Here is an 18,276-nt window from a genome sequence, read left to right on the forward strand (position 1 = left end):
ATTCGCAATTCGCAATGACGCGACGCTCGTTCGCCTTTGGCGTCTCCCCTTGGGAGAAGACTCGCTAACGCAATTCGCAATTACGTTTTGTAACAGCCCGAAACTTTGTTAAAAAAGCAAAGTTTTTTGAAATCAGGCATTACGAGGTATACAGTCATATCTGTTCTATCCACAATAAAAGTGTCGTCAGCTGAAAGTTTGATCAAAAACTTTACAATAAAGGTTTGGCTGAGGTAGAACATGAAAGTCGCAATTACTGGAGCAACAGGATTTGTCGGTAGTCGTTTGGTACAACAACTCCATGCAAAAGGTGATCAAATAGTAGTATTAACTCGAAACACCACCTTTGCTCAAAAGGTTTTTCCATCCGAGGCTTTTCCAAATGTAGAAATTGTTGCTTATACACCAAATGCATCTGGTTCTTGGCAAAGTGTCATCGCTAGTTGTGATGGCGTAGTTAATCTGGCAGGAGAACCTATTGGCGAAGGACGCTGGACACCAGAACGTAAACAAGAAATCCTCAATAGCCGGAAGCTAGGTACACAAAAAATAGTTGAAGCAATAGCTAACGCTAACCCCAAAACGGCAGTCGATACAACGGGGGGAACCCCCGCAACGCGCTGCCTCCCAACTGTGTTAATTAACGCTTCGGCTATTGGCTACTACGGCACCAGCGAAACGGCAACCTTTGATGAAACAAGTGTATGTGGTAACGATTTTCTCGCCCAAGTCTGCCAAGCCTGGGAAGCAGAAGCGAGCAAGGTACAAGATGCTGGTGTACGGTTGGTAATTCTGCGTTTTGGAATTGTTCTGGGTAATGGTGGTGCTTTAGGTAAAATGATTCCGCCTTTTAAAATGTTCGCTGGTGGACCTATTGGCAGTGGTCGGCAGTGGTTCTCATGGGTTCATGTAGACGATTTAGTTAACCTGATTCTGGAAGCTTTAACCAAACCAGAAATAAAAGGTGTATATAATGGCACTGCCCCTAACCCAGTCAGAATGGCAGATTTAAGCCAAACCTTGGGACAAGTGATGAATCGCCCTTCTTGGTTGCCTGTTCCTGGTTTTGCGATCGAAGCTCTTTTAGGAGACGGGGCTATGGTAGTTTTAGAAGGTCAACAAGTCCTTCCCAAGCGCACCCTGAAAACAGGTTTTGAGTACAAATATCCTAATTTGCAATCAGCATTAAGACAAATTCTTACATAGTTGAAAGGGAGTAGGGAGTGGGAATTTTAGATTTTAGATTTTAGATTTTGAATTAAATTTGAATCTAAAAGACGCTCGCAGACTCGCTCTAAGCGTACTCCTACGGAGAAGAAAGCTACGCGCAGCGTCTCGTAGAGAAGCCATGCCGTAAAGCCTTCAGCATAGCTACGGTTAAGGCGCAGCCTCTCTTAGAGAAGGCTTTACGCTGTGCTATCGTCAATTTAAAATCTAAAATTGAATTACCCAATCCCTTGACTATTGACTAGATAGAAATTTTTTGGAAACCCAACTGATAATACCACTGAGAATAGCACCGCCCATAAGGATGCCGATCGCTGGGTTAAACACGGGTTGCCACAGTTTATGCCACAAATCCAAACCCAAGTTTACTCCAATAGAATCACCGATCGCAGCGATCGCTAACCAGATAAAGCCAAACAAAACCAAAAAAACATCGGCGACTAAAATCGTGTTTAGCCAATTTAATAATTTATCTTTCATGATTGGAATGGGGAATGGGGAATAGGGAATTGGGAATGGAAAATGAGGAATGGAGAGTTGGTATTAATAAAAGACTAGGTAGACAAGGGAGAAGACTTATTCAATAATTTCTCTTTGTTCCCCCACTCCCGACTCCCGACTCCCGACTCCCCATCCTTATTCTTCAAACAGCCAATTTTTGACTTTTGTCAAACTCTGCCAATCTGGTTTTCTACTTAAACCATCTTGAATACTGGTTTTTATTTCATCGCGCCATTCTTCATTGACAAAAATTAGCTGCTGTGCTATGTCAATATGTTCTCGTAAACCTTTTTGACCTGTTTCCAGCATTGCTAAGGACAGATTGACTCTAGCTTGTGGGTCTTGTGGATTTAATTTGACTGCTTTCTGTGCAGCTTTGTAAGCCAAATTGGGTTTGTTATCGAGTAGATATAACCAGGACAAACAAATCCAAGCAGCACTAGTTTTAGGAGCGCGATCGCACACTTCTTTAAATACAGGGATTAAAGAATCTACTGCTTCTCCTGCTTTATAGCGTTCTAAACCTGTATCAAACAGGGATTCAACTGTATTAGTCATTGGTCATTAGTCATTAGTCATTGGTTATTAGTCATTTGTCTTTCGTCCAATGACAAGGGACAAATGACAAATGACAATATTACACCCCAAATGACTTGCCGCAACCACAAGTTTGATTGGCATTGGGGTTAGTGAATTGAAAGCCACCGCCAATCATGGCATCGCTGTAATCGAGCATTAAACCGTAGAGATATAATAAACTCTTACGATCGCTGACAATTTTGAAGCCATCATAGTCAAAAACTTCATCCTGTGGGGTGATCTTGCTAGTGTCTTCAAAGTCCATCATGTAAGACATCCCTGAACAGCCACCCTGACGGACTCCTACCCGTAAGCAGAAGTCTGTGCCTTGCTTGTCCCGGAGGGATTTTACCTGGTGCAATGCGGCTTCGCTCAACAGAATTCCGCGTTGTTGAGACTGAATTGCTTGTGTCATCTGCTTTTTCAACTCCTTAATTAGTATAAGCTTTACCCTATATCGGCTTGTTAATGCCTCTAGGTTGCCATTAGTGTTTTTGTATTCATTCTAGCGGCTTAGATGCCGTTAGATACCAAATTGTAAACACTCCGTCAAAAGCAGCCAAACATTTTTATTCTAGAATTGAGAGACTTCAGTGTGTTTAGAGATTCGGTTTTTTTGGAATTCAAGTCTGGCGGCAGTCTGAGAAGCAACTATTTTTCAGGTGCAGCCATAAAAACCTAATCCGAGGCTAGCTATCCCCCAAAGTCTACTTCCAAATTGCTTCTTTTGATTAATTTATTCTATGACAAGTTTTAATCGCTCTACCAGTCGTCGGTTGAAGAAATTAACTCAAATTCCTTCTGTATGGGAGGGCGATCGCCGTCCGTTGTCATCACCAAACCAGCACTCAGATGAGGAAAAGGGAGAATGCATTCTTTGGGTAGATTACTCCCAAGGTGTGGTTCGAGGAATGGACGTGGTAGCTTCAGATATCGGCCCAGAAGCAATAGTTCGGACTTTAATGCAAGCAATGGAGCATCCCCACAGTCCGGCAAGACCTGCTAGACCTCAAAGAATTGTAGTCAAAGACCGCGAGATTCAATTTTACCTGCGGGGGGTGCTGCAAGATTTGGATATTGCCATTGACTACGCACCAGAACTGCCTTTAATTGACGAACTGTTTCGCGGGTTTGCTGACATCCTCGATAGTCAAACCCCCGACTTACCACCACAATATGCACAAATCTTGCGAGAGAAAGCATTTGCAATTTGGCAAGCAGCACCTTGGGAATTTTTGGAAGAACAGCAAATTTTGTCAATCGAGATTAATAAGTGGGATGTTGGCACACTCTATGCCTCAGTCATGGGAATGCTGGGAATGGAGTATGGGATTTTGTTTTATCGCTCAGAAGAGTCTTTAAAACAGTTTCGCGCCGCCGTTTTAACGGATCAAGAATCAACGGAGCATTTAGAAGAAGCGTTCCTTAAGCAAGATTGCTTATTTCTCACCTTTGAGAGTAGTGACGAAACCGATGAAGATGAAGAAAGTGATTTGGCGGATTTGCCATTATCAGAAATTGACCCAACCTTTGGTAATATTCACCCCTTAGAAGGACTACGTTCTGTTTTGTATGACGAAGAAGCACTTGTAATCTTGGTTGCAATCGAAAGCTTAATCCGCTTTATTCGCGATCATCGTCGCCAGCTTCATGAGGACATCTTCCCTCCCCTCAGCCGTCGCTATCGCATTTCTCTGCCGCAGCCGGAAGAATCAACTAAATCTCTGCCTGTTACAGTCTCTACCATGCCACAGTTAGCAGCACAATTAGAGGAAATGGCAGGCTTTGATGTCGATGACGAGGAGAGCGAAAACCTTGACTCCCCAAATTTCCAATCATTGCAAGATGACTTGATACCAGAAGATTCCTTCCTCAGCTTAGGTGTGGTGTCCTGGGAAATGTTGGAGTCTCTGCGTAAAGGGGTTAGCTACCATCCGGCTGGTGAAATCAAACAAGTGGGTGACGGTTTGCCGGTGATTTTAATTCAAACTTCCCGACCCAAGGCTAAGACTGTAATTGAAAGAATAGAAGCAATAGGCGGACTGAGAGCAATTTGCTTTAATCCAGGTGCCGATCCTTTCGATGGCGATCGCTACGACCTGGGTTTATTGCAAACTCAAAATGGGGAATTGTTCCTATTTGGGGAATTTTTAGATGAAGATCCTATTCATGTAGAAGCCCGCAAAAAATGGAATCAGCGCTGTAAAAATACTAAGGGCTACTGTGGTTTAATCATTGCCAAAGGGCTAACCGGAGCTTCCCGTGGCAATCCTCAGTTACGAGATATGATGGCTTTGTTTGAAGCGCGATCGCTTTCACCTAAAGATTTAGGTATTGGCACTCTTCAACTGATGCCCCAACTTAAATTTGAATAGTTGCACGAATTGCCTCAATCCTCAATCTCAAATTGTACTTATGACAAATTACAGCAGTTTTCCTTTGCATGAAGTATAAAGCTACGGGTTTTGAAGCAGGAGGTACAAAGTCTTTATATCTGATGCGTGAATTTTGCATTTTGTACCTCACTTTCTTGCAAAGTGCTGTAAGTTGATGGGTATTTGATTTACATATTGACTAAAACTGCATTCGTCAGAAGAAAAAGGGAAAGCTTTATCTTTTAAGGTTGACCATTCTTCTTTTTACAAGCTGAGTCCTAAGTAAAGTAAAAAGTACTTAGGATTTTTGCATTTGTATATACCTCAACCTTTGTGGGCGATCTTTTCACAAGAAATAATGCGTCTTTGTTACAGCAGCCATAAATTTATGTATGGGGTTTCCCCTGTCCCCTTTCCTCTTTTTAACTCAATAGGCTTGGGTTAAGCCAGAAAAATAAATTTGCGTAGGTTGGATTGAGGAACGTAGACCCAAAGGGGTTTCACGCAGGGTAAACCTACATTTTCGGGCATTTGTTGGGTTTCACTTCGTACCCCTACGGGGATCTTGCTACAACCCAAGCGTATTGCTTTTTAACTCTTCAAACTTCCGATTCTAAGAAAGCCAAAGATTGAAAAATCCAGAGCGGAGAAAATCTCCGCTCTGGATTTTCCTTTAGCTCAGAGTTCTCTCTGAATTTTGCTATATATCAACAGCAAGTAGATGACCAAAGATTAGAAGCTAATTTTACATTAATTTCATGAAGTAGGTATATTTTGAAATTTTTTAAGTAATTTTATATGAATATTTACCAGTATAAATCAGTACAAAGGGCTAAAAATTTCTCTACAAAGTTCTGTTTAATAAAATCTAGGTGACGTACTTAGATACCGAAATATGTTTTTAACCATTTTCTGAGTTTTTCATCTTGTTATGTATTAATTTAATTAAAAAAAATCCCAGAATATATCTTTTTCTTTGTAATTTTTTTATAAAGCATGAGAATGAATTTATTTAGTCCCTAAATAAAGATTATTTAAAGTATATAAACAATAGCTATAATGAATACATAATTTAAAAAATACGGAACATACAATTGCTTTTATGGGTAAACTTACTAAATAATAAATGTTTGCAAATCCAAAGTATATTAGCAGTAATTTATTTTTTAAGTGTGAAAAATGTACTGCCTAATTTATGGCGCAAAAAATTAAAAAAAATAGTTTGTTTAATCTTTCAATAGATACATACTATGAATGGGAAACAAAGCACTGACTCTAAGAAAAACTATTTCGCTAGAGAGAAGATAAAACACATCTCAGATTGCATCCTATTTTTACGGCGAGTTAGTCTAAAAGCATGAAGCAAAAATAAAATATTGTCATCGGCAACAGTCAACTAACACCATATCTGTTTAGAGAGCATCTATCTGTGTAAAATTACAGATAATGCTGTTAAAATTTACCAAACAACTCAGCTATTTACACCCAGAAAACTGAGGATTATACTCTTTTTGGTAGTTACTATTTTGGCGCAAAGAAGCAATTAGCTTGATCCAGATAGCCAAAATTCATAAACGTTGAAGTAGCTATTAACTTCGTGGTTACAGTAATGGGTTCAGATAGGTGTTTGTTTTAGAGCAAGCGTTTATTTGCCTAATTTTAAGTGATTATTCACAACCTCTATAGACATTGTAACCCGCCTGTTAGAAAGCATTTCAGTATGGTAATGATTCTGAAGCTTTATTTTCTAGTGTTATGTGAGATGTTCTCTCCAAGTGGGTTTGGCAAACTTGGTTAAGAGATAAGGTCAAGTATTTCCGATGGAGAATAAATTTGGAAATCTTGATTGAGTCAACAATAGGTGTCTCAAATTCGTTTATGAAATTTCATTGTCAGGCTTTACTCATGATGTTAGTAGCGTTATTATCTTCAAAAGCAACTATGTGGTCTTTATCCTGTCATAAGACTAACAAATAAAGTGTAGTTTTTTATTTTTTTTAGGAAATGATGAATACTTTGACAAAACGAACATTTTTAATATTAATAATATTACTTGTTTCGTGAGACAAATTCTGATAACCTTATCGGTTCCCTCTTTAATTTAGAATTTTTCGACGATCTAAATATCCAGCAGATAACATGATAATGACAAACAAAAAATGGGCTGTTAAACGTATAACTGTTAATCTTGCAACACAGGAAGCGGAAAAGCTAGAAAAATATTGTGAACAAACAGGTAGACCCGCAACCGATGTGATTCGCGAACTGATTAGAAGTTTGCCTGTCTCCGATGACGATAAAGATGTAAACAAGTAAGAAGTTACTTTTACGGCTAACCAGATAACTGCTTTGTTACCAAAAAATAGCTATGATATTTTTTTGAGTCTGCCGCTATGGACAAGAGTTTGTCTAGCTGATACAGACGCGTTTTTCTCGCGTCTGGTCAATTGCCGGGATTAAAACGAGCGATCAAAAAGATTTTAGTATCGAAATTACGATGCTTTAATATGCTGGTGAAGTTGATATTAAGTAGCAAATTCCGACACCAACCCAGTTACAATCTGTAAAGAAACTGAAAAGGAACGACGGAATGCGTGTTGCAATCGTAGGTGCGGGACTGGCTGGGCTAGCAACCGCAGTAGATTTAACTGATGCTGGTTGTGAAGTAGAGATTTTTGAGTCTCGTCCGTTTGTGGGTGGTAAAGTTGGCAGTTGGGTTGATGGCGATGGCAACCATATAGAAATGGGTTTGCATGTATTTTTCGGCTGCTACTACCAACTATTTGACTTAATGAAGAAAGTGGGGGTGTTAGAAAACTTACGCCTCAAAGAACATACCCACACTTTTATTAATAAAGGAGGGCGCACTGGTGGTTTAGATTTTCGCTTCTTTACAGGTGCGCCTTTCAATGGCTTAAAGGCATTTTTCACGACTTCCCAACTATCGTTACAAGATAAACTGCAAAATGCGATCGCTTTGGGTACTAGTCCCATAGTTCGCGGGTTGGTAGACTTTAACGGGGCGATGAAAACCATCCGCAACTTAGATAAAATCAGCTTTGCCGACTGGTTTCGCAGTCACGGTGGCAGTAATGGCAGCATCAAACGCTTATGGAATCCCATTGCCTACGCATTGGGATTTATTGATTGCGAAAATATGTCTGCCCGTTGTATGTTAACGATATTCCAGTTATTTGCAGTCCGAACTGAAGCTTCAGTTTTGCGAATGCTGGAAGGTTCTCCCCATGAGTATTTACACAAGCCCATTCTGGAGTATTTAGAAGTCAGAGGCACGAAAGTTTACACGCGTCGGCAAGTTCGGGAAATTCAATTTACTGAGTTAGAGGAACAAACCCGCGTCACTGGTATAGTAGTTGCCCAAGGTGATACATTAGAAACTATAACTGCTGATGCTTATGTCTTTGCCTGTGATGTTCCAGGAATTCAACGCATCCTACCGCACGAGTGGCGTAAGTGGTCAGAATTTGACAATATTTACAAACTAGATGCAGTGCCAGTGGCTACAGTACAGTTACGTTTCGATGGTTGGGTAACTGAACTGAACGATGGAGAGCAACGTAAACAACTAAATCACGCGGCTGGAATTGATAATTTGCTGTACACAGCCGATGCTGACTTTTCTTGTTTTGCTGATTTGGCGTTGACTAGCCCTGCTAATTATTATCGCCCAGGACAAGGTTCATTGTTACAACTGGTGCTGACACCGGGAGATCCGTTTATTGCACAAAGTAATGAAGCGATCGCACAGCATGTCCTCAAGCAAGTGCATGAACTGTTTCCCTCGTCGCGCGAGTTAAATATGACTTGGTACACTGTGGTAAAACTTGCTCAATCTCTCTACCGGGAAGCGCCAGGGATGGATGCATACCGTCCCAACCAAAAGACACCAGTAGATAATTTCTTCCTTGCAGGGAGTTATACTCAGCAAGATTACATCGACAGCATGGAAGGTGCTACTATTTCTGGACGGCGGGCAGCAAAGGTGATTTTGGAGAGTTTGAAGAGATAACTAACCGCGTACTCCTGCAAAGAAGCAAGTTACGTAAAGCATCTCAAAGAGAAGGAAGAAGAGAGAATGTCAGATTGGTTAGAGCATACTGTGCAGGTAGAAGTAGAGGCTCCCATAGATTTAGTATGGAGCCTTTGGGCTGATTTAGAGCAAATGCCCCGGTGGATGAAGTGGATTGATTCGGTGAAAATTCCGCCAGATAATCCAGATATATCTCTTTGGAAACTGAAGACGGGCAGTCTAGAATTTACTTGGAAATCTCGAATTCTCAAAGTTATTCCCAACCAAATTATCCAATGGGAATCGATTGATGGCTTGCCAAATCAGGGAGCGATTCGCTTTTATGATCGCAACAATAGTAGTATTGTCAAAATGACTGTTTCCTACGCTATTCCCGGCATTATTGGCAAAATTATGGATAACTTGTTTTTGGGGCGGGTAGTTGAATCGACAATTCAAGCTGATTTGGAAAGGTTTAAAGAATACGCGCTGAATGTTAAAGCTAATTGATATAGGGACTTCCAAATAAAAAAATATCCCATCCCTGCGGGACGCTACGCGTAGCAAGATCCCCAAAGGGTACGCTTTTAGGGCAGGGGAGCAGGGGGAAGAAAAATTATTTTGATTCCAAAAATTGAATAATTTATTTTTTGGAGTTCCCATAGATAGGAAAAACAGGCAGTAGGAAACAATGTATAAAAGTTTCTTACTGTCTAATATGGAAAATATGGATTTTTTAAATACAAAATAACCCGCGATCGCGCAACATTGTTCAGCATTAGTTACTACCTACTCAATCGCGTTAACGCACTCTACTTACTGTTGGTTCTGGAAGTGGATCACCTACAGCTTCGTAAGCAATAATTAGAGACTCTAAAGCTTCAATTCCATTTGCCACAGCTAACTCGTAAGTATCCCCATGAGTCCGCCAGCGTTGCCCTTGAAAATCAGGGAATCCTACCAAGAAGCAATTATCTTCTTCAGACCACTGAATAACCATTTGGTACTTAAGCTTACTCATCTTTTTCTTTCTTTTCCACTTCCTCAATTGCCTATTTCACTTCTTTCTCTTGGTAGCGTTTAGCATCTGCTCCGTCTTTGCCTGAAATCGTGATTTTTCCACTATAGAGGGGATGCACCCAGTTAGTATGACTTCCTTTTCCTGGGACTTCTGTAAAACCTACTTGGGAAAGCATTTGCTTCAGTTCCCGGATTTTCTTTGGCATTAATTTATTAAAAAATGCGATCGCCACAGTAAGAAACAATGGGTTAAAGTTTCTTGCTTGTCAATAACAGGGGCAATATTACCAAGTTGGATCGCTAAACAAATTAATCGTCAATTTCTCGCGTGGTGGTACTGCGGTGATACAAGCGCGGATGATCTCTCCATCCTCTAATTCGACAGTGCAAGCGTGACAAGACCCCATCAGACAACCGGTGGGAATAAATACCCCAGCCCGATCTGCTACATCTAATAGGGCTTCTCCCACTTCGGCATCTACTGTGACATCATCTGGTAAAAAGCGGATACGAACAATCATTGGTCATTAGTCATTGGTCATTGGTCATTAGCAAATGACTAATGACACTGTGAGCGAAAAAATGTGCGATTTTTATGCACTTAGCTTAAGACAAAAATGGAGTTAAGTCTAAATGGCTTTCTACTTCAGTGGCTAGGGAGTCCAAAATCTGCTCTCGCTGTTCCCGGTAGTTGGCAACTCCGGTGGGCAAAGATTTTAAACCGCGCTGTTGACGGAGGCGATTTAACCAAGCGCGTCGCCAAGGGCCATTGTCAAAAAGCCCGTGGAGGTAACTTCCCCAGACTGATTGACAACTATCCACTAACCCTAAATTAATATCGTCAAATAGGGCATGGTACGATTGAGGATCTATACCTTGCTGTTCGATGCGCGATCGCCCCTGGTGAATTTCAAAGCCATTTACTGGCAAGCCCTGTTGCGGATAGTTCGAGCTAACTTGGCGCTGGCGGGCGATTTTTTGTCCAGTAATTACAGTTCTGATTGGTAAAAGATTTAACCCTTGATACCTGCCTGCTTGTCCCTCTATCCCTTCTGGATCAGCGATGATTTGACCGAGCATTTGATAGCCACCGCAGATACCTAAAACCGTTCCACCAGAAGCAGCATAGTGTTGGATAGCTTCTGCCATACCGCTTTTTTGCAGCAGTAGCAAATCAGCAATTGTGGTCTTTGTCCCTGGAAGAATTACGGCATCAGGATGTCCTAAATCTTGCTTTGGACTGAGATATTTTACTGAAACAGTGCTTTCTGATTCGAGTGGGTCAAAGTCGGTGAAATTGGCAATTCTGGGTAAGCGAATGACGGTAATGTTGAGGTCAGTTTGACCTTTATGGGATTCACGTTCTAGCAAATCAAGGGAGTCTTCTGCTGGAAAAACTTGTTGTAAGTAAGGTATAACACCAACAACGGGGATACCTGTGCGTTCTTCTAACCATTTTATCCCCGGATCTAGGAGCGATCGCTGTCCTCGAAACTTGTTAATTACTATACCCTTAATTAAGGCACGTTCATCTGGTTCTAATAACTCTAAGGTTCCAACGACATGGGCAAAAGCACCACCTCGATCAATATCCACTACTAACATCGTTGGCGCATTTAAATGTTTTGCCACTCGCATATTAGTTAAGTCACGGTGCTTAAGGTTAATCTCTGCTGGACTACCGGCACCTTCACAAACCACCATGTCAAATTCTGTTCCTAAATGCTGTAGCGATTCTTCAATTGTCCGCCACCCCAGTTCAAAATATTGCTCGTAGTAATCTGAGGCACTAACTTTACCAACAGACCTGCCTTTGATAATTACTTGGGAAGTCATATCCCCTTGAGGTTTGAGTAAAATTGGGTTCATTTCTACCCAAGGTACAACTCCCGCCGCCCAAGCTTGCACTGCTTGGGCATAGCCAATCTCTCCACCATTGGCAGTGACATAAGCATTTAAAGCCATATTTTGACCTTTAAAGGGAGCCACTCGCCAGCCACGCCGTGACAGAATGCGACAAATAGCTGTAGTTAAAAGTGATTTCCCTGCATGGGATGTTGTCCCCACCACCATAATTGATTTCATAGTTGTTATTAGTTAGTTTTCAGGATACAGGGTGAATTTTTAGGAGTTAACAATTATATGGCAATCCGTCCATCAGTTAAAAAACAGGGGAGTAGGGAGTAGAGAACAGGAGGAGAATTCCTGTATAATCTATCCCCCTTACAAGAGCATTACCCTTATCTTGTGCCTCATCTCTTTACCAGTACCATCAGAAATTTCAATTAGATGATTATGGTAAAGCCTTCATGAATAGATGTGACGTTTCCGTATATATTGTTCCCTTGGATTCCCTAATCCTAACTTTTTAGTTTTTTATTCTAAAAAGGTATCCGTAACCAACGAATCACAGCATCAGATAAACGATCGCGCCATGAAGGTGTCCGCCAATTTTTTCCCTGATATTGTTCTACCAACTGGCGACCCAAGGGAGTGAGGCGAAAACTATCTGTAATCCCCTGACCATCAACTTCGCGGCGTAATACACCCACTTGGATCAGCCAGCCCAAGGCGTTGTCACAGGCTAATTCTGATAAAGGGCCTTTAGTGTAGCCCTGCTTGAGGCCATTTTGTGCGATCGCAGTTAATGACACACTCTCGTGTCCCATGACTTCAAATAAAGATAAATTGAAGGGTGAACACACTAGCGATCGCTCGGCTCTCTCTACTGTGCTTTGAGGATAGACAAAAATATTTGGGTTTTGGGAATCAACAGCAGGCATTGTATATGGGTAGTAATTTTTCTTCTTATAAAAATTAATATAAGAATATATTTTTACTTATAGCAACTACCTCATTTAAGCAAAAATTACTTACCTAAAGTATAGTTATGCTATTTTTTAGTAATTATATTTAATGATTATAAATTAATGTAAAATTTCAAGTGCATCAACAATCTGAAATAGGAAAGGTTAATTATGCCTCTAGCAGTTGGTACGGATGCACCTGCATTTACCGCCAAAGATACAAAGGGCAACACAGTCTCGCTATCTGATTTAAGGGGAAAGACGGTTGTTTTGTATTTTTACCCCAAAGATGACACGCCAGGTTGCACCAAACAAGCCTGTAGTTTTCGGGATGCCCAGGCTCAATATCAAGGTAAAGATATTGTAATCTTGGGAGTCAGTGCTGATGATGAAGTCTCCCATCAAGCATTCACCCAAAAATATGATTTGAATTTTCCCCTACTGGCTGACACCGACAAATCCCTCATCACAGCTTTCGATGTGGATGGCGGTGGTTATGCCAAGCGCGTCACCTACGTAATTGATCCCAACGGCAAAATTACCCATGTTGACACTAGTGTAAATACCACCACCCATGCTAGCGATGTTTTAGCTACACTTGGGCTGTAGTTTTTTACCTAATAATTAAGGGTTTTTAAATAGTCTCAGCCCCGAGCCTCTAGAGGCTTGGGGTTCTTTGCTTGAATTCAGTTACCTGATTGTGGTGTAACCGATGGCGGCGTAGCTGATGGTAGTGTAAACGATGGCAAACTGGGGTTTGCTTCCTGTTGTTGGCCTTGAATTAGTTTTTGTTGTCTTGCTTTAAAAGCTTCTGCGGCTGAATCTAGTTGTTCGTTCTGTTGGTTAGAGTTCCAGTTAAGAGTCCCGAAATTCGCCCGATGAATCAGATCAAACATGTTGAAGTTGTCTGAGTTTGAACGGGAGAAGGGATCGGTATTTTGGTCAGTTGTACTATTACTGGGAAAAGCATCGGCTGGGCTGCTGACTTGAGCCGAACTTGGTTGAGCCATCAGCAAGGAAGCAAAGCTAATTCCTGCTAGGGTAGCCACAAAGAGTCTAGGAATTTGTAAAAATGATTTTTTCATGGGATTTTGACCCTAAAATTGCTCTATTTTAGCTCTTTAAGCAAGAGTTCGCCGTAGTTGCGGTTGAATACTCAGTAAGGCGACAACGGCAAAGCTAAACAATACCAGCAACGCTCCCCCGAAGGTAACATCACCCCAAGGAGCTTGCATGACTACGCTACTTAGTTCCCAACTACTGTGGAGATACAGATAGCGAATGGGTTCGATCGCATAGCTGAGAGGATTTAGGGTAGCTACAACCTGCAACCACTGAGGCATGAAGGATAGAGGTGCCAAAGCAGTACTCGCAAACAATAATGGTAGGTTAGTGACGAAAATCACTGCAATCAATTCAATGTGTCCGGGTAGAGCGAAAGCCAAACCGAGGGAGATGGCTGTTACACCCAAAGCTAAGAGAAAGACTATTAGAGCGATCGCAAATAAACCCGTTGCATCTGGTAGTCCAGCCCCAATAAACGCTGCTGCTGCAACAATTACAGCTGCTTGCAACAAACTTTGGCTGATGATAAAGATTGCCGAAGCAAAGACAATGGAAAAGCGCGATGCTAACGGTGCTACCAGCAAACGATTCAAAAAGCCGAACTCGCGATCAAACATTACGGGCAAACCAGCATTCAGCGCCCCAGCAAAGGCTGTAAACACAATTACTCCAGCAGCCAAAAATTGACCGTAATTTGTCGTACTGCCGAACAATCCCTTGGGGGCATTTTGAAATAAAGCACCAAATAGCACCAACCACATCACCGGCTGAATAATTCCGGCAACCAATGTGGAGGGACGCCGTTGTAACTGAATAAACAAGCGACGAGTTAAAGCCAACGTCTCTTGTACCAATTCACCGAAAAAGTTAGGTGCAGTATTAGCATCTGCTTGTGGTGATGCTAACGGCTGCCAATTGATATCAGATTTAGGAGTAACGCTCATGATTGGGGATTGGGGATTGGGGATTAGGGATTGGGGATTGGGGATTGGGGATTGGGGATTGGGGATTGGGGATTAGCAAAACTCTTTCCCAGTTCCCAGTCCCCAGTACCCAGTCCCCAGCCCCTATCTCATATTCTGCTTTTTCTCAGCTTTAGGATCGCGAGTGGCAACGGCTGCTAGTTCTGCATCCATCAGTGTGCGCCCTGTAGCGGCGAGGTAAACATCATCGAGGCTGGGGCGAGATTGGGCTATGCCAAATATGGGTAAGCCAGCAGTATTTAGCGCTTGCTGTATGTTGATTAGAACATCGTTCTGAGGTGTCACTACTAAGTTGAGGGAATTACCTTGAGCGCTGTTGATGATCACTTCTTGCACAAACGGCAAAGGTTGCAAGAGGTTTTTAGCTTTTTCTGCTTCTTCAATGGGGGAAAACTCGCGGATTCGCAAAGTGATGCGATCGCCCCCTACTTGATCTTTCAATTGTGAAGGTGTCCCAGCAGCAATTACAACGCCGCGATCTATAATTGCCACGCGATCGGCTAAAGCGTCAACCTCTTCTAAGTAATGGCTGGTAATTACTACCGTCGTCCCAGAGGCGCGTAATTTTCTCAGGAAATCCCACACCACAAATCGGGTTTCTATGTCAAGCCCTACTGTTGGCTCATCTAAAACCAAAACATCCGGTGAATGGAGTAACCCAGCAGCCAAGTCTAGGCGCTTGCGTAAACCACCGGAATAGGTTCCTGTTTTTTTATTGGCGTATTCTTGCAAACCAAGTAAATCTAATACAGTCTCAATGCGCTGTTTGGCTACTGCGCCTGGGAGGTGATAAAGTGCAGCTTGCAGTTGCAGCAGTTCTCTTCCAGTCAGCACCTTATCTATAGCGACTTCTTGAGCTACGTAGCCTAGTCGTTGTCTTGCCAGTTTCGGATTATCTAAGACAGAGATGCCAGATACTTCAATTTTGCCAGCATCCGGTGTGGTGAGTGTACATAAAGCACGCAAGGTAGTAGTTTTCCCAGCACCGTTGGGGCCAAGTAAACCAAAAATTTCTCCTGGTTCTACCTGAAAGGAAACATCTTGGACGGCAACTACTGTACCGTAACGTTTTTGCAAATTTTGAATGAAAACGGCGGGAGCCATGACAGCTTATCCCCAACTATACAAATCTCAATAAAGTCTATCTTTATTGTAGAAGGTGAAGAGTCTTGGGAGGACAAAAATTAAATTTTCAGCACTTTCAAAGTTTTGAAGCTTGTGTCATTGCAACCGGTGATAAGTCCTCCCATCACCTGAATTTGTTGCAGATAGTCAAGGACGGGTTTGGTGATGACTTCTCCCGGCATTAATACAGGAATTCCTGGGGGATAGGGACAGACGATTTCAGCACAGATGCGTTGATTAGTCTGTATCAAAGGTAATATTTCACTTACAGCAAAAAAGGCTTCACGGGGAGAAAAATGTAAAGGATGGCACTTTGTAGTGAAAACATCCTGCCAAAGATCGCTTTTAACAGTTAAGTTGGTTCGGCGATATTCTTTGGCAAGAGTAGTAAAACTTTGTACCAGTTGCTCAATATCGGCTGGGGTGTTGCCCAAACTAATGATAAAGGTGAGATGTTGCAGTGAAGCGAATTCGGCGGTGACAGCAAATTTTTCATCCAGAATTTCATCTGCCTCAAATCCGGTTAAACCTAAACCAGAAACAGTGACAGTTAATCGCGTTTCGTCTAAAGCCACAAAGCCAAGAGATCCTCCTAACCCACCTATAGAAGAAGATCCCCCCAACCCCCCTTGATAAGGCTTGCTCAGAATTTGTAAGACAGATAATCCAGGAATTTGACTAATTTTTGTTCTAGCTTCATTAGCAAGTTGCAAAGTGCGAGACATCAGCATTTTTCCGTGGAGTGCCATTTGCTGACGCGCTGCATCTAAAGAAGCTAAAAGTAAATAACTAGGACTGGTAGATTGTACGAGTTGCAAAGCTTTACTGATGCGATCGCAATCTATCCTGTCACCTTGAATATGCAACATCGATGCCTGTGTCATTGCACCAAGTACTTTGTGGATGGATTGTACAGTTAAATCAGCACCTACGGCTAAGGCTGGAGTGGGTAATTCTGGATGAAAGGCAAAGTGAGCGCCGTGTGCCTCATCTACAAGTAGAGGAATATTATATTGATGTGTAATGCTGGCGATCGCACTCAAATTTCCACAAACGCCGTAATATGTTGGGTAAACTGTCAACACTGCTTTAGCGTCTGGATGTTGTTGTAGTGCAGATTCTACAGCGTTGGGTGTAATGCTGTGGGCAATATCTAAAACTGGATCGTATTCAGGATTAAGAAAAATTGGGATTGCACCGGAAAGAATTAAACCAGCGATCGCAGAAGAATGAACATTGCGAGGCAGAATAATTTTATCGCCTGTGCCACAGGTAGCCAGAATTGCTGCTTCAATGCCACAGGTAGAACCATTGACAAGGAACCATGTTTGTGAAGCGCCAAAAGCTGCTGCTGCTAGTTGTTGTGCTTCTTGAATAACACCTTGGGGTGCAAACAGATTATCTAAATCTGCTAATTCGGTTAAATCAGCGCGAAAAACGGCTTTACCAAATAAGTCAGCCAAGGGTTGAGAAATTCCCTCACCTTGTTTATGTCCTGGGGTGTAAAAAGGTGCATGGAGTCTTGCTGCATTGGCTTTTAAGGCATCTAATAAAGGTGTTTGGTTTTGATTGAGCATTAAAATAATTCGTAATTCGTAATTCGTAATTCGTAATTAAAAAAACAAATCGCAATCAATCCTATTACCTTGGATGTGCAGCATTGATGCTTGTGTCATTGCACCAAGTACTTTGTGGATGGATTGTACAGTTAAATCAGCACCTGCGGCTAAGGCTGGAGTGGGTAATTCTGGATGAAAGGCAAAGTGGGCGCCGTGTGCCTCATCTACAAGTAGAGGAATATTATATTACCGTTAATGTTCTGGACAAAAGGACTTGTGTTCTGGACGAAAGGACTTGTGTTCTGAACAAAAAGGCTTGTGTTCTGAACAAAAAGGCTTGTGTTCTGGACGAAAAGGCTTGTGTTCTGAACGAAAGGACTTGTGTTCTGGACGAATAGACTTGTGTTCTGGACGAATGGACTTGTATTCTGGACGAATGGACTTGTATTCTGGACGAATGGACTTGTGTTCTGAACGAATGGACTTGTATTCTGGACGAATGGACTTGTGTTCTGAACGAATGGACTTGTATTCTGGACGAATGGACTTGTATTCTGGACGAATGGACTTGTGTTCTGAACGAATGGACTTGTGTTCTGGACGAAAGGACTTGTGTTCTGGACGAAAAGGCTTGTGTGTACACCGTAGGTTCTTCGAGAGGGGACTATAGGAATCCGGTTTGAATTTTGAAAACATACTGAGACTTAAATGCATATCCAGCAAGGATTTATCTCTAAAATCCGTTCAGAAATCAAATAGGAGTCCTATATGATGTACCTTATGTTATTAGGAAAGGCTATATAACTTTGTATACGTAGCAGATTATTAGCGTTTACCCTTTAGAAAAAAAGTTTTGGTTTACTGCTCAGGATTGAGAAAAATTGGTATTGCACGCAGAGGCGCAAAGGACACAGAGAAAGAAGAGACTCGTTACGCAGAATGCTATGCTTGCGCTAAAATCCGTAAGTCCTGCATGGCTGACTAGATGAGGCCCTATCATCAAAT

Annotated in this window: 20 protein-coding genes; 6 read left to right on the forward strand and 14 right to left on the reverse strand. The window is 41.9% G+C overall.

Annotated elements, in window-relative coordinates; genetic code table 11:
- Window positions 1–240 precede the first annotated feature (240 nt).
- Window positions 241–1,206 (forward strand): thylakoid membrane protein ThyD, encoded by a 966-nt coding sequence (gene thyD, locus VE944_RS29045; protein ID WP_324985640.1) that lies wholly within the window; start codon window positions 241–243, stop codon window positions 1,204–1,206.
- Between the two features lie 255 nt (window positions 1,207–1,461).
- Here the strand turns inward: thyD and VE944_RS29050 are convergent, their stop codons facing one another.
- From VE944_RS29050 to VE944_RS29060, 3 genes are all read right to left on the reverse strand, one after another.
- Window positions 1,462–1,707 carry a hypothetical protein gene (locus tag VE944_RS29050; RefSeq protein ID WP_324985643.1) on the reverse strand — a complete coding sequence of 82 codons (246 nt, stop codon included), beginning with the start codon at window positions 1,705–1,707 and terminating at the stop codon, window positions 1,462–1,464.
- A gap of 156 nt (window positions 1,708–1,863) precedes the next feature.
- Complete coding sequence (locus VE944_RS29055; protein WP_324985645.1) at window positions 1,864–2,286, reverse strand: tetratricopeptide repeat protein; 423 nt, start codon at window positions 2,284–2,286, stop codon at window positions 1,864–1,866.
- 79 nt (window positions 2,287–2,365) lie between these two features.
- Window positions 2,366–2,722 (reverse strand): iron-sulfur cluster assembly accessory protein, encoded by a 357-nt coding sequence (locus VE944_RS29060; RefSeq protein WP_012407303.1) that lies wholly within the window; start codon window positions 2,720–2,722, stop codon window positions 2,366–2,368.
- 328 nt (window positions 2,723–3,050) lie between these two features.
- On the opposite strand from VE944_RS29060, the gene VE944_RS29065 reads away from it, so the two are divergent.
- The 4 genes from VE944_RS29065 (at window position 3,051) to VE944_RS29080 (ending at window position 9,222) form a co-directional block, all read left to right on the forward strand.
- Complete coding sequence (locus tag VE944_RS29065; protein ID WP_324985651.1) at window positions 3,051–4,682, forward strand: DUF6930 domain-containing protein; 1,632 nt, start codon at window positions 3,051–3,053, stop codon at window positions 4,680–4,682.
- Window positions 4,683–6,821: 2,139 nt separating this feature from the next.
- Window positions 6,822–6,998, forward strand: a complete 177-nt coding sequence (locus VE944_RS29070) for a ribbon-helix-helix domain-containing protein (RefSeq protein ID WP_324985654.1) — start codon at window positions 6,822–6,824, stop codon at window positions 6,996–6,998.
- 274 nt (window positions 6,999–7,272) lie between these two features.
- On the forward strand, window positions 7,273–8,712 hold the full coding sequence (zds, locus tag VE944_RS29075; protein ID WP_324985657.1) for a 9,9'-di-cis-zeta-carotene desaturase: 1,440 nt from the start codon (window positions 7,273–7,275) through the stop codon (window positions 8,710–8,712).
- A gap of 66 nt (window positions 8,713–8,778) precedes the next feature.
- Window positions 8,779–9,222, forward strand: coding sequence for an SRPBCC family protein (locus tag VE944_RS29080; RefSeq protein ID WP_324985660.1), 444 nt, complete (start codon window positions 8,779–8,781; stop codon window positions 9,220–9,222).
- Between the two features lie 292 nt (window positions 9,223–9,514).
- Here the strand turns inward: VE944_RS29080 and VE944_RS29085 are convergent, their stop codons facing one another.
- From VE944_RS29085 to VE944_RS29105, 5 genes are all read right to left on the reverse strand, one after another.
- Window positions 9,515–9,733, reverse strand: coding sequence for a type II toxin-antitoxin system HicB family antitoxin (locus VE944_RS29085; protein WP_324985663.1), 219 nt, complete (start codon window positions 9,731–9,733; stop codon window positions 9,515–9,517).
- Between the two features lie 31 nt (window positions 9,734–9,764).
- Window positions 9,765–9,938: a type II toxin-antitoxin system HicA family toxin gene (locus VE944_RS29090; RefSeq protein ID WP_324985667.1), complete on the reverse strand. Its 174-nt coding sequence runs from the start codon at window positions 9,936–9,938 to the stop codon at window positions 9,765–9,767.
- A gap of 78 nt (window positions 9,939–10,016) precedes the next feature.
- A complete protein-coding gene (locus tag VE944_RS29095) occupies window positions 10,017–10,253 on the reverse strand; it encodes a 2Fe-2S iron-sulfur cluster-binding protein (RefSeq protein ID WP_324985670.1) in 237 nt (78 codons plus the stop codon).
- 85 nt (window positions 10,254–10,338) lie between these two features.
- A complete protein-coding gene (cobQ, locus tag VE944_RS29100; protein WP_324985673.1) occupies window positions 10,339–11,817 on the reverse strand; it encodes a cobyric acid synthase CobQ in 1,479 nt (492 codons plus the stop codon).
- Between the two features lie 296 nt (window positions 11,818–12,113).
- Window positions 12,114–12,515, reverse strand: a complete 402-nt coding sequence (locus VE944_RS29105; RefSeq protein WP_324985676.1) for an Npun_F0494 family protein — start codon at window positions 12,513–12,515, stop codon at window positions 12,114–12,116.
- A 195-nt stretch (window positions 12,516–12,710) separates the two neighbouring features.
- Here VE944_RS29105 and VE944_RS29110 point away from each other — a divergent pair, with 195 nt between their 5' ends.
- Window positions 12,711–13,148 (forward strand): peroxiredoxin, encoded by a 438-nt coding sequence (locus tag VE944_RS29110; RefSeq protein ID WP_196527560.1) that lies wholly within the window; start codon window positions 12,711–12,713, stop codon window positions 13,146–13,148.
- 77 nt (window positions 13,149–13,225) lie between these two features.
- On the opposite strand, the gene VE944_RS29115 is transcribed toward VE944_RS29110, so the two are convergent.
- The 6 genes from VE944_RS29115 to VE944_RS29140 form a co-directional block, all read right to left on the reverse strand.
- Window positions 13,226–13,624: a hypothetical protein gene (locus tag VE944_RS29115; RefSeq protein WP_324985681.1), complete on the reverse strand. Its 399-nt coding sequence runs from the start codon at window positions 13,622–13,624 to the stop codon at window positions 13,226–13,228.
- Window positions 13,625–13,660: 36 nt separating this feature from the next.
- Window positions 13,661–14,548: an ABC transporter permease gene (locus VE944_RS29120; RefSeq protein ID WP_324985684.1), complete on the reverse strand. Its 888-nt coding sequence runs from the start codon at window positions 14,546–14,548 to the stop codon at window positions 13,661–13,663.
- A gap of 123 nt (window positions 14,549–14,671) precedes the next feature.
- Window positions 14,672–15,691 carry an ABC transporter ATP-binding protein gene (locus VE944_RS29125; RefSeq protein WP_324985687.1) on the reverse strand — a complete coding sequence of 340 codons (1,020 nt, stop codon included), beginning with the start codon at window positions 15,689–15,691 and terminating at the stop codon, window positions 14,672–14,674.
- Between the two features lie 80 nt (window positions 15,692–15,771).
- The gene (locus VE944_RS29130; RefSeq protein WP_324985690.1) at window positions 15,772–17,289 is read right to left on the reverse strand and encodes an aminotransferase class I/II-fold pyridoxal phosphate-dependent enzyme; all 1,518 of its coding nucleotides are present in this window, start codon (window positions 17,287–17,289) and stop codon (window positions 15,772–15,774) included.
- A 36-nt stretch (window positions 17,290–17,325) separates the two neighbouring features.
- Window positions 17,326–17,511 carry a hypothetical protein gene (locus tag VE944_RS29135; RefSeq protein ID WP_414690171.1) on the reverse strand — a complete coding sequence of 62 codons (186 nt, stop codon included), beginning with the start codon at window positions 17,509–17,511 and terminating at the stop codon, window positions 17,326–17,328.
- A 12-nt stretch (window positions 17,512–17,523) separates the two neighbouring features.
- Window positions 17,524–17,967, reverse strand: coding sequence for a hypothetical protein (locus tag VE944_RS29140; RefSeq protein ID WP_324985693.1), 444 nt, complete (start codon window positions 17,965–17,967; stop codon window positions 17,524–17,526).
- Window positions 17,968–18,276 lie beyond the last annotated feature (309 nt).

Source organism: Nostoc sp. (assembly GCF_035638895.1).
GTDB lineage: Bacteria > Cyanobacteriota > Cyanobacteriia > Cyanobacteriales > Nostocaceae > Nostoc.

Excerpts from the sequence above, each read along its gene's own strand:
- thyD (WP_324985640.1), top strand. The coding sequence starts at position 241 with ATGAAAGTCGCAATTACTGGAGCAACAGGATTTGTCGGTAGTCGTTTG.
- VE944_RS29050 (WP_324985643.1), bottom strand. The coding sequence starts at position 1,707 with ATGAAAGATAAATTATTAAATTGGCTAAACACGATTTTAGTCGCCGAT.
- VE944_RS29055 (WP_324985645.1), bottom strand. The coding sequence starts at position 2,286 with ATGACTAATACAGTTGAATCCCTGTTTGATACAGGTTTAGAACGCTAT.
- VE944_RS29060 (WP_012407303.1), bottom strand. The coding sequence starts at position 2,722 with ATGACACAAGCAATTCAGTCTCAACAACGCGGAATTCTGTTGAGCGAA.
- VE944_RS29065 (WP_324985651.1), top strand. The coding sequence starts at position 3,051 with ATGACAAGTTTTAATCGCTCTACCAGTCGTCGGTTGAAGAAATTAACT.
- VE944_RS29070 (WP_324985654.1), top strand. The coding sequence starts at position 6,822 with ATGATAATGACAAACAAAAAATGGGCTGTTAAACGTATAACTGTTAAT.
- zds (WP_324985657.1), top strand. The coding sequence starts at position 7,273 with ATGCGTGTTGCAATCGTAGGTGCGGGACTGGCTGGGCTAGCAACCGCA.
- VE944_RS29080 (WP_324985660.1), top strand. The coding sequence starts at position 8,779 with ATGTCAGATTGGTTAGAGCATACTGTGCAGGTAGAAGTAGAGGCTCCC.
- VE944_RS29085 (WP_324985663.1), bottom strand. The coding sequence starts at position 9,733 with ATGAGTAAGCTTAAGTACCAAATGGTTATTCAGTGGTCTGAAGAAGAT.
- VE944_RS29090 (WP_324985667.1), bottom strand. The coding sequence starts at position 9,938 with ATGCCAAAGAAAATCCGGGAACTGAAGCAAATGCTTTCCCAAGTAGGT.
- VE944_RS29095 (WP_324985670.1), bottom strand. The coding sequence starts at position 10,253 with ATGATTGTTCGTATCCGCTTTTTACCAGATGATGTCACAGTAGATGCC.
- cobQ (WP_324985673.1), bottom strand. The coding sequence starts at position 11,817 with ATGAAATCAATTATGGTGGTGGGGACAACATCCCATGCAGGGAAATCA.
- VE944_RS29105 (WP_324985676.1), bottom strand. The coding sequence starts at position 12,515 with ATGCCTGCTGTTGATTCCCAAAACCCAAATATTTTTGTCTATCCTCAA.
- VE944_RS29110 (WP_196527560.1), top strand. The coding sequence starts at position 12,711 with ATGCCTCTAGCAGTTGGTACGGATGCACCTGCATTTACCGCCAAAGAT.
- VE944_RS29115 (WP_324985681.1), bottom strand. The coding sequence starts at position 13,624 with ATGAAAAAATCATTTTTACAAATTCCTAGACTCTTTGTGGCTACCCTA.
- VE944_RS29120 (WP_324985684.1), bottom strand. The coding sequence starts at position 14,548 with ATGAGCGTTACTCCTAAATCTGATATCAATTGGCAGCCGTTAGCATCA.
- VE944_RS29125 (WP_324985687.1), bottom strand. The coding sequence starts at position 15,691 with ATGGCTCCCGCCGTTTTCATTCAAAATTTGCAAAAACGTTACGGTACA.
- VE944_RS29130 (WP_324985690.1), bottom strand. The coding sequence starts at position 17,289 with ATGCTCAATCAAAACCAAACACCTTTATTAGATGCCTTAAAAGCCAAT.
- VE944_RS29140 (WP_324985693.1), bottom strand. The coding sequence starts at position 17,967 with ATGTTTTCAAAATTCAAACCGGATTCCTATAGTCCCCTCTCGAAGAAC.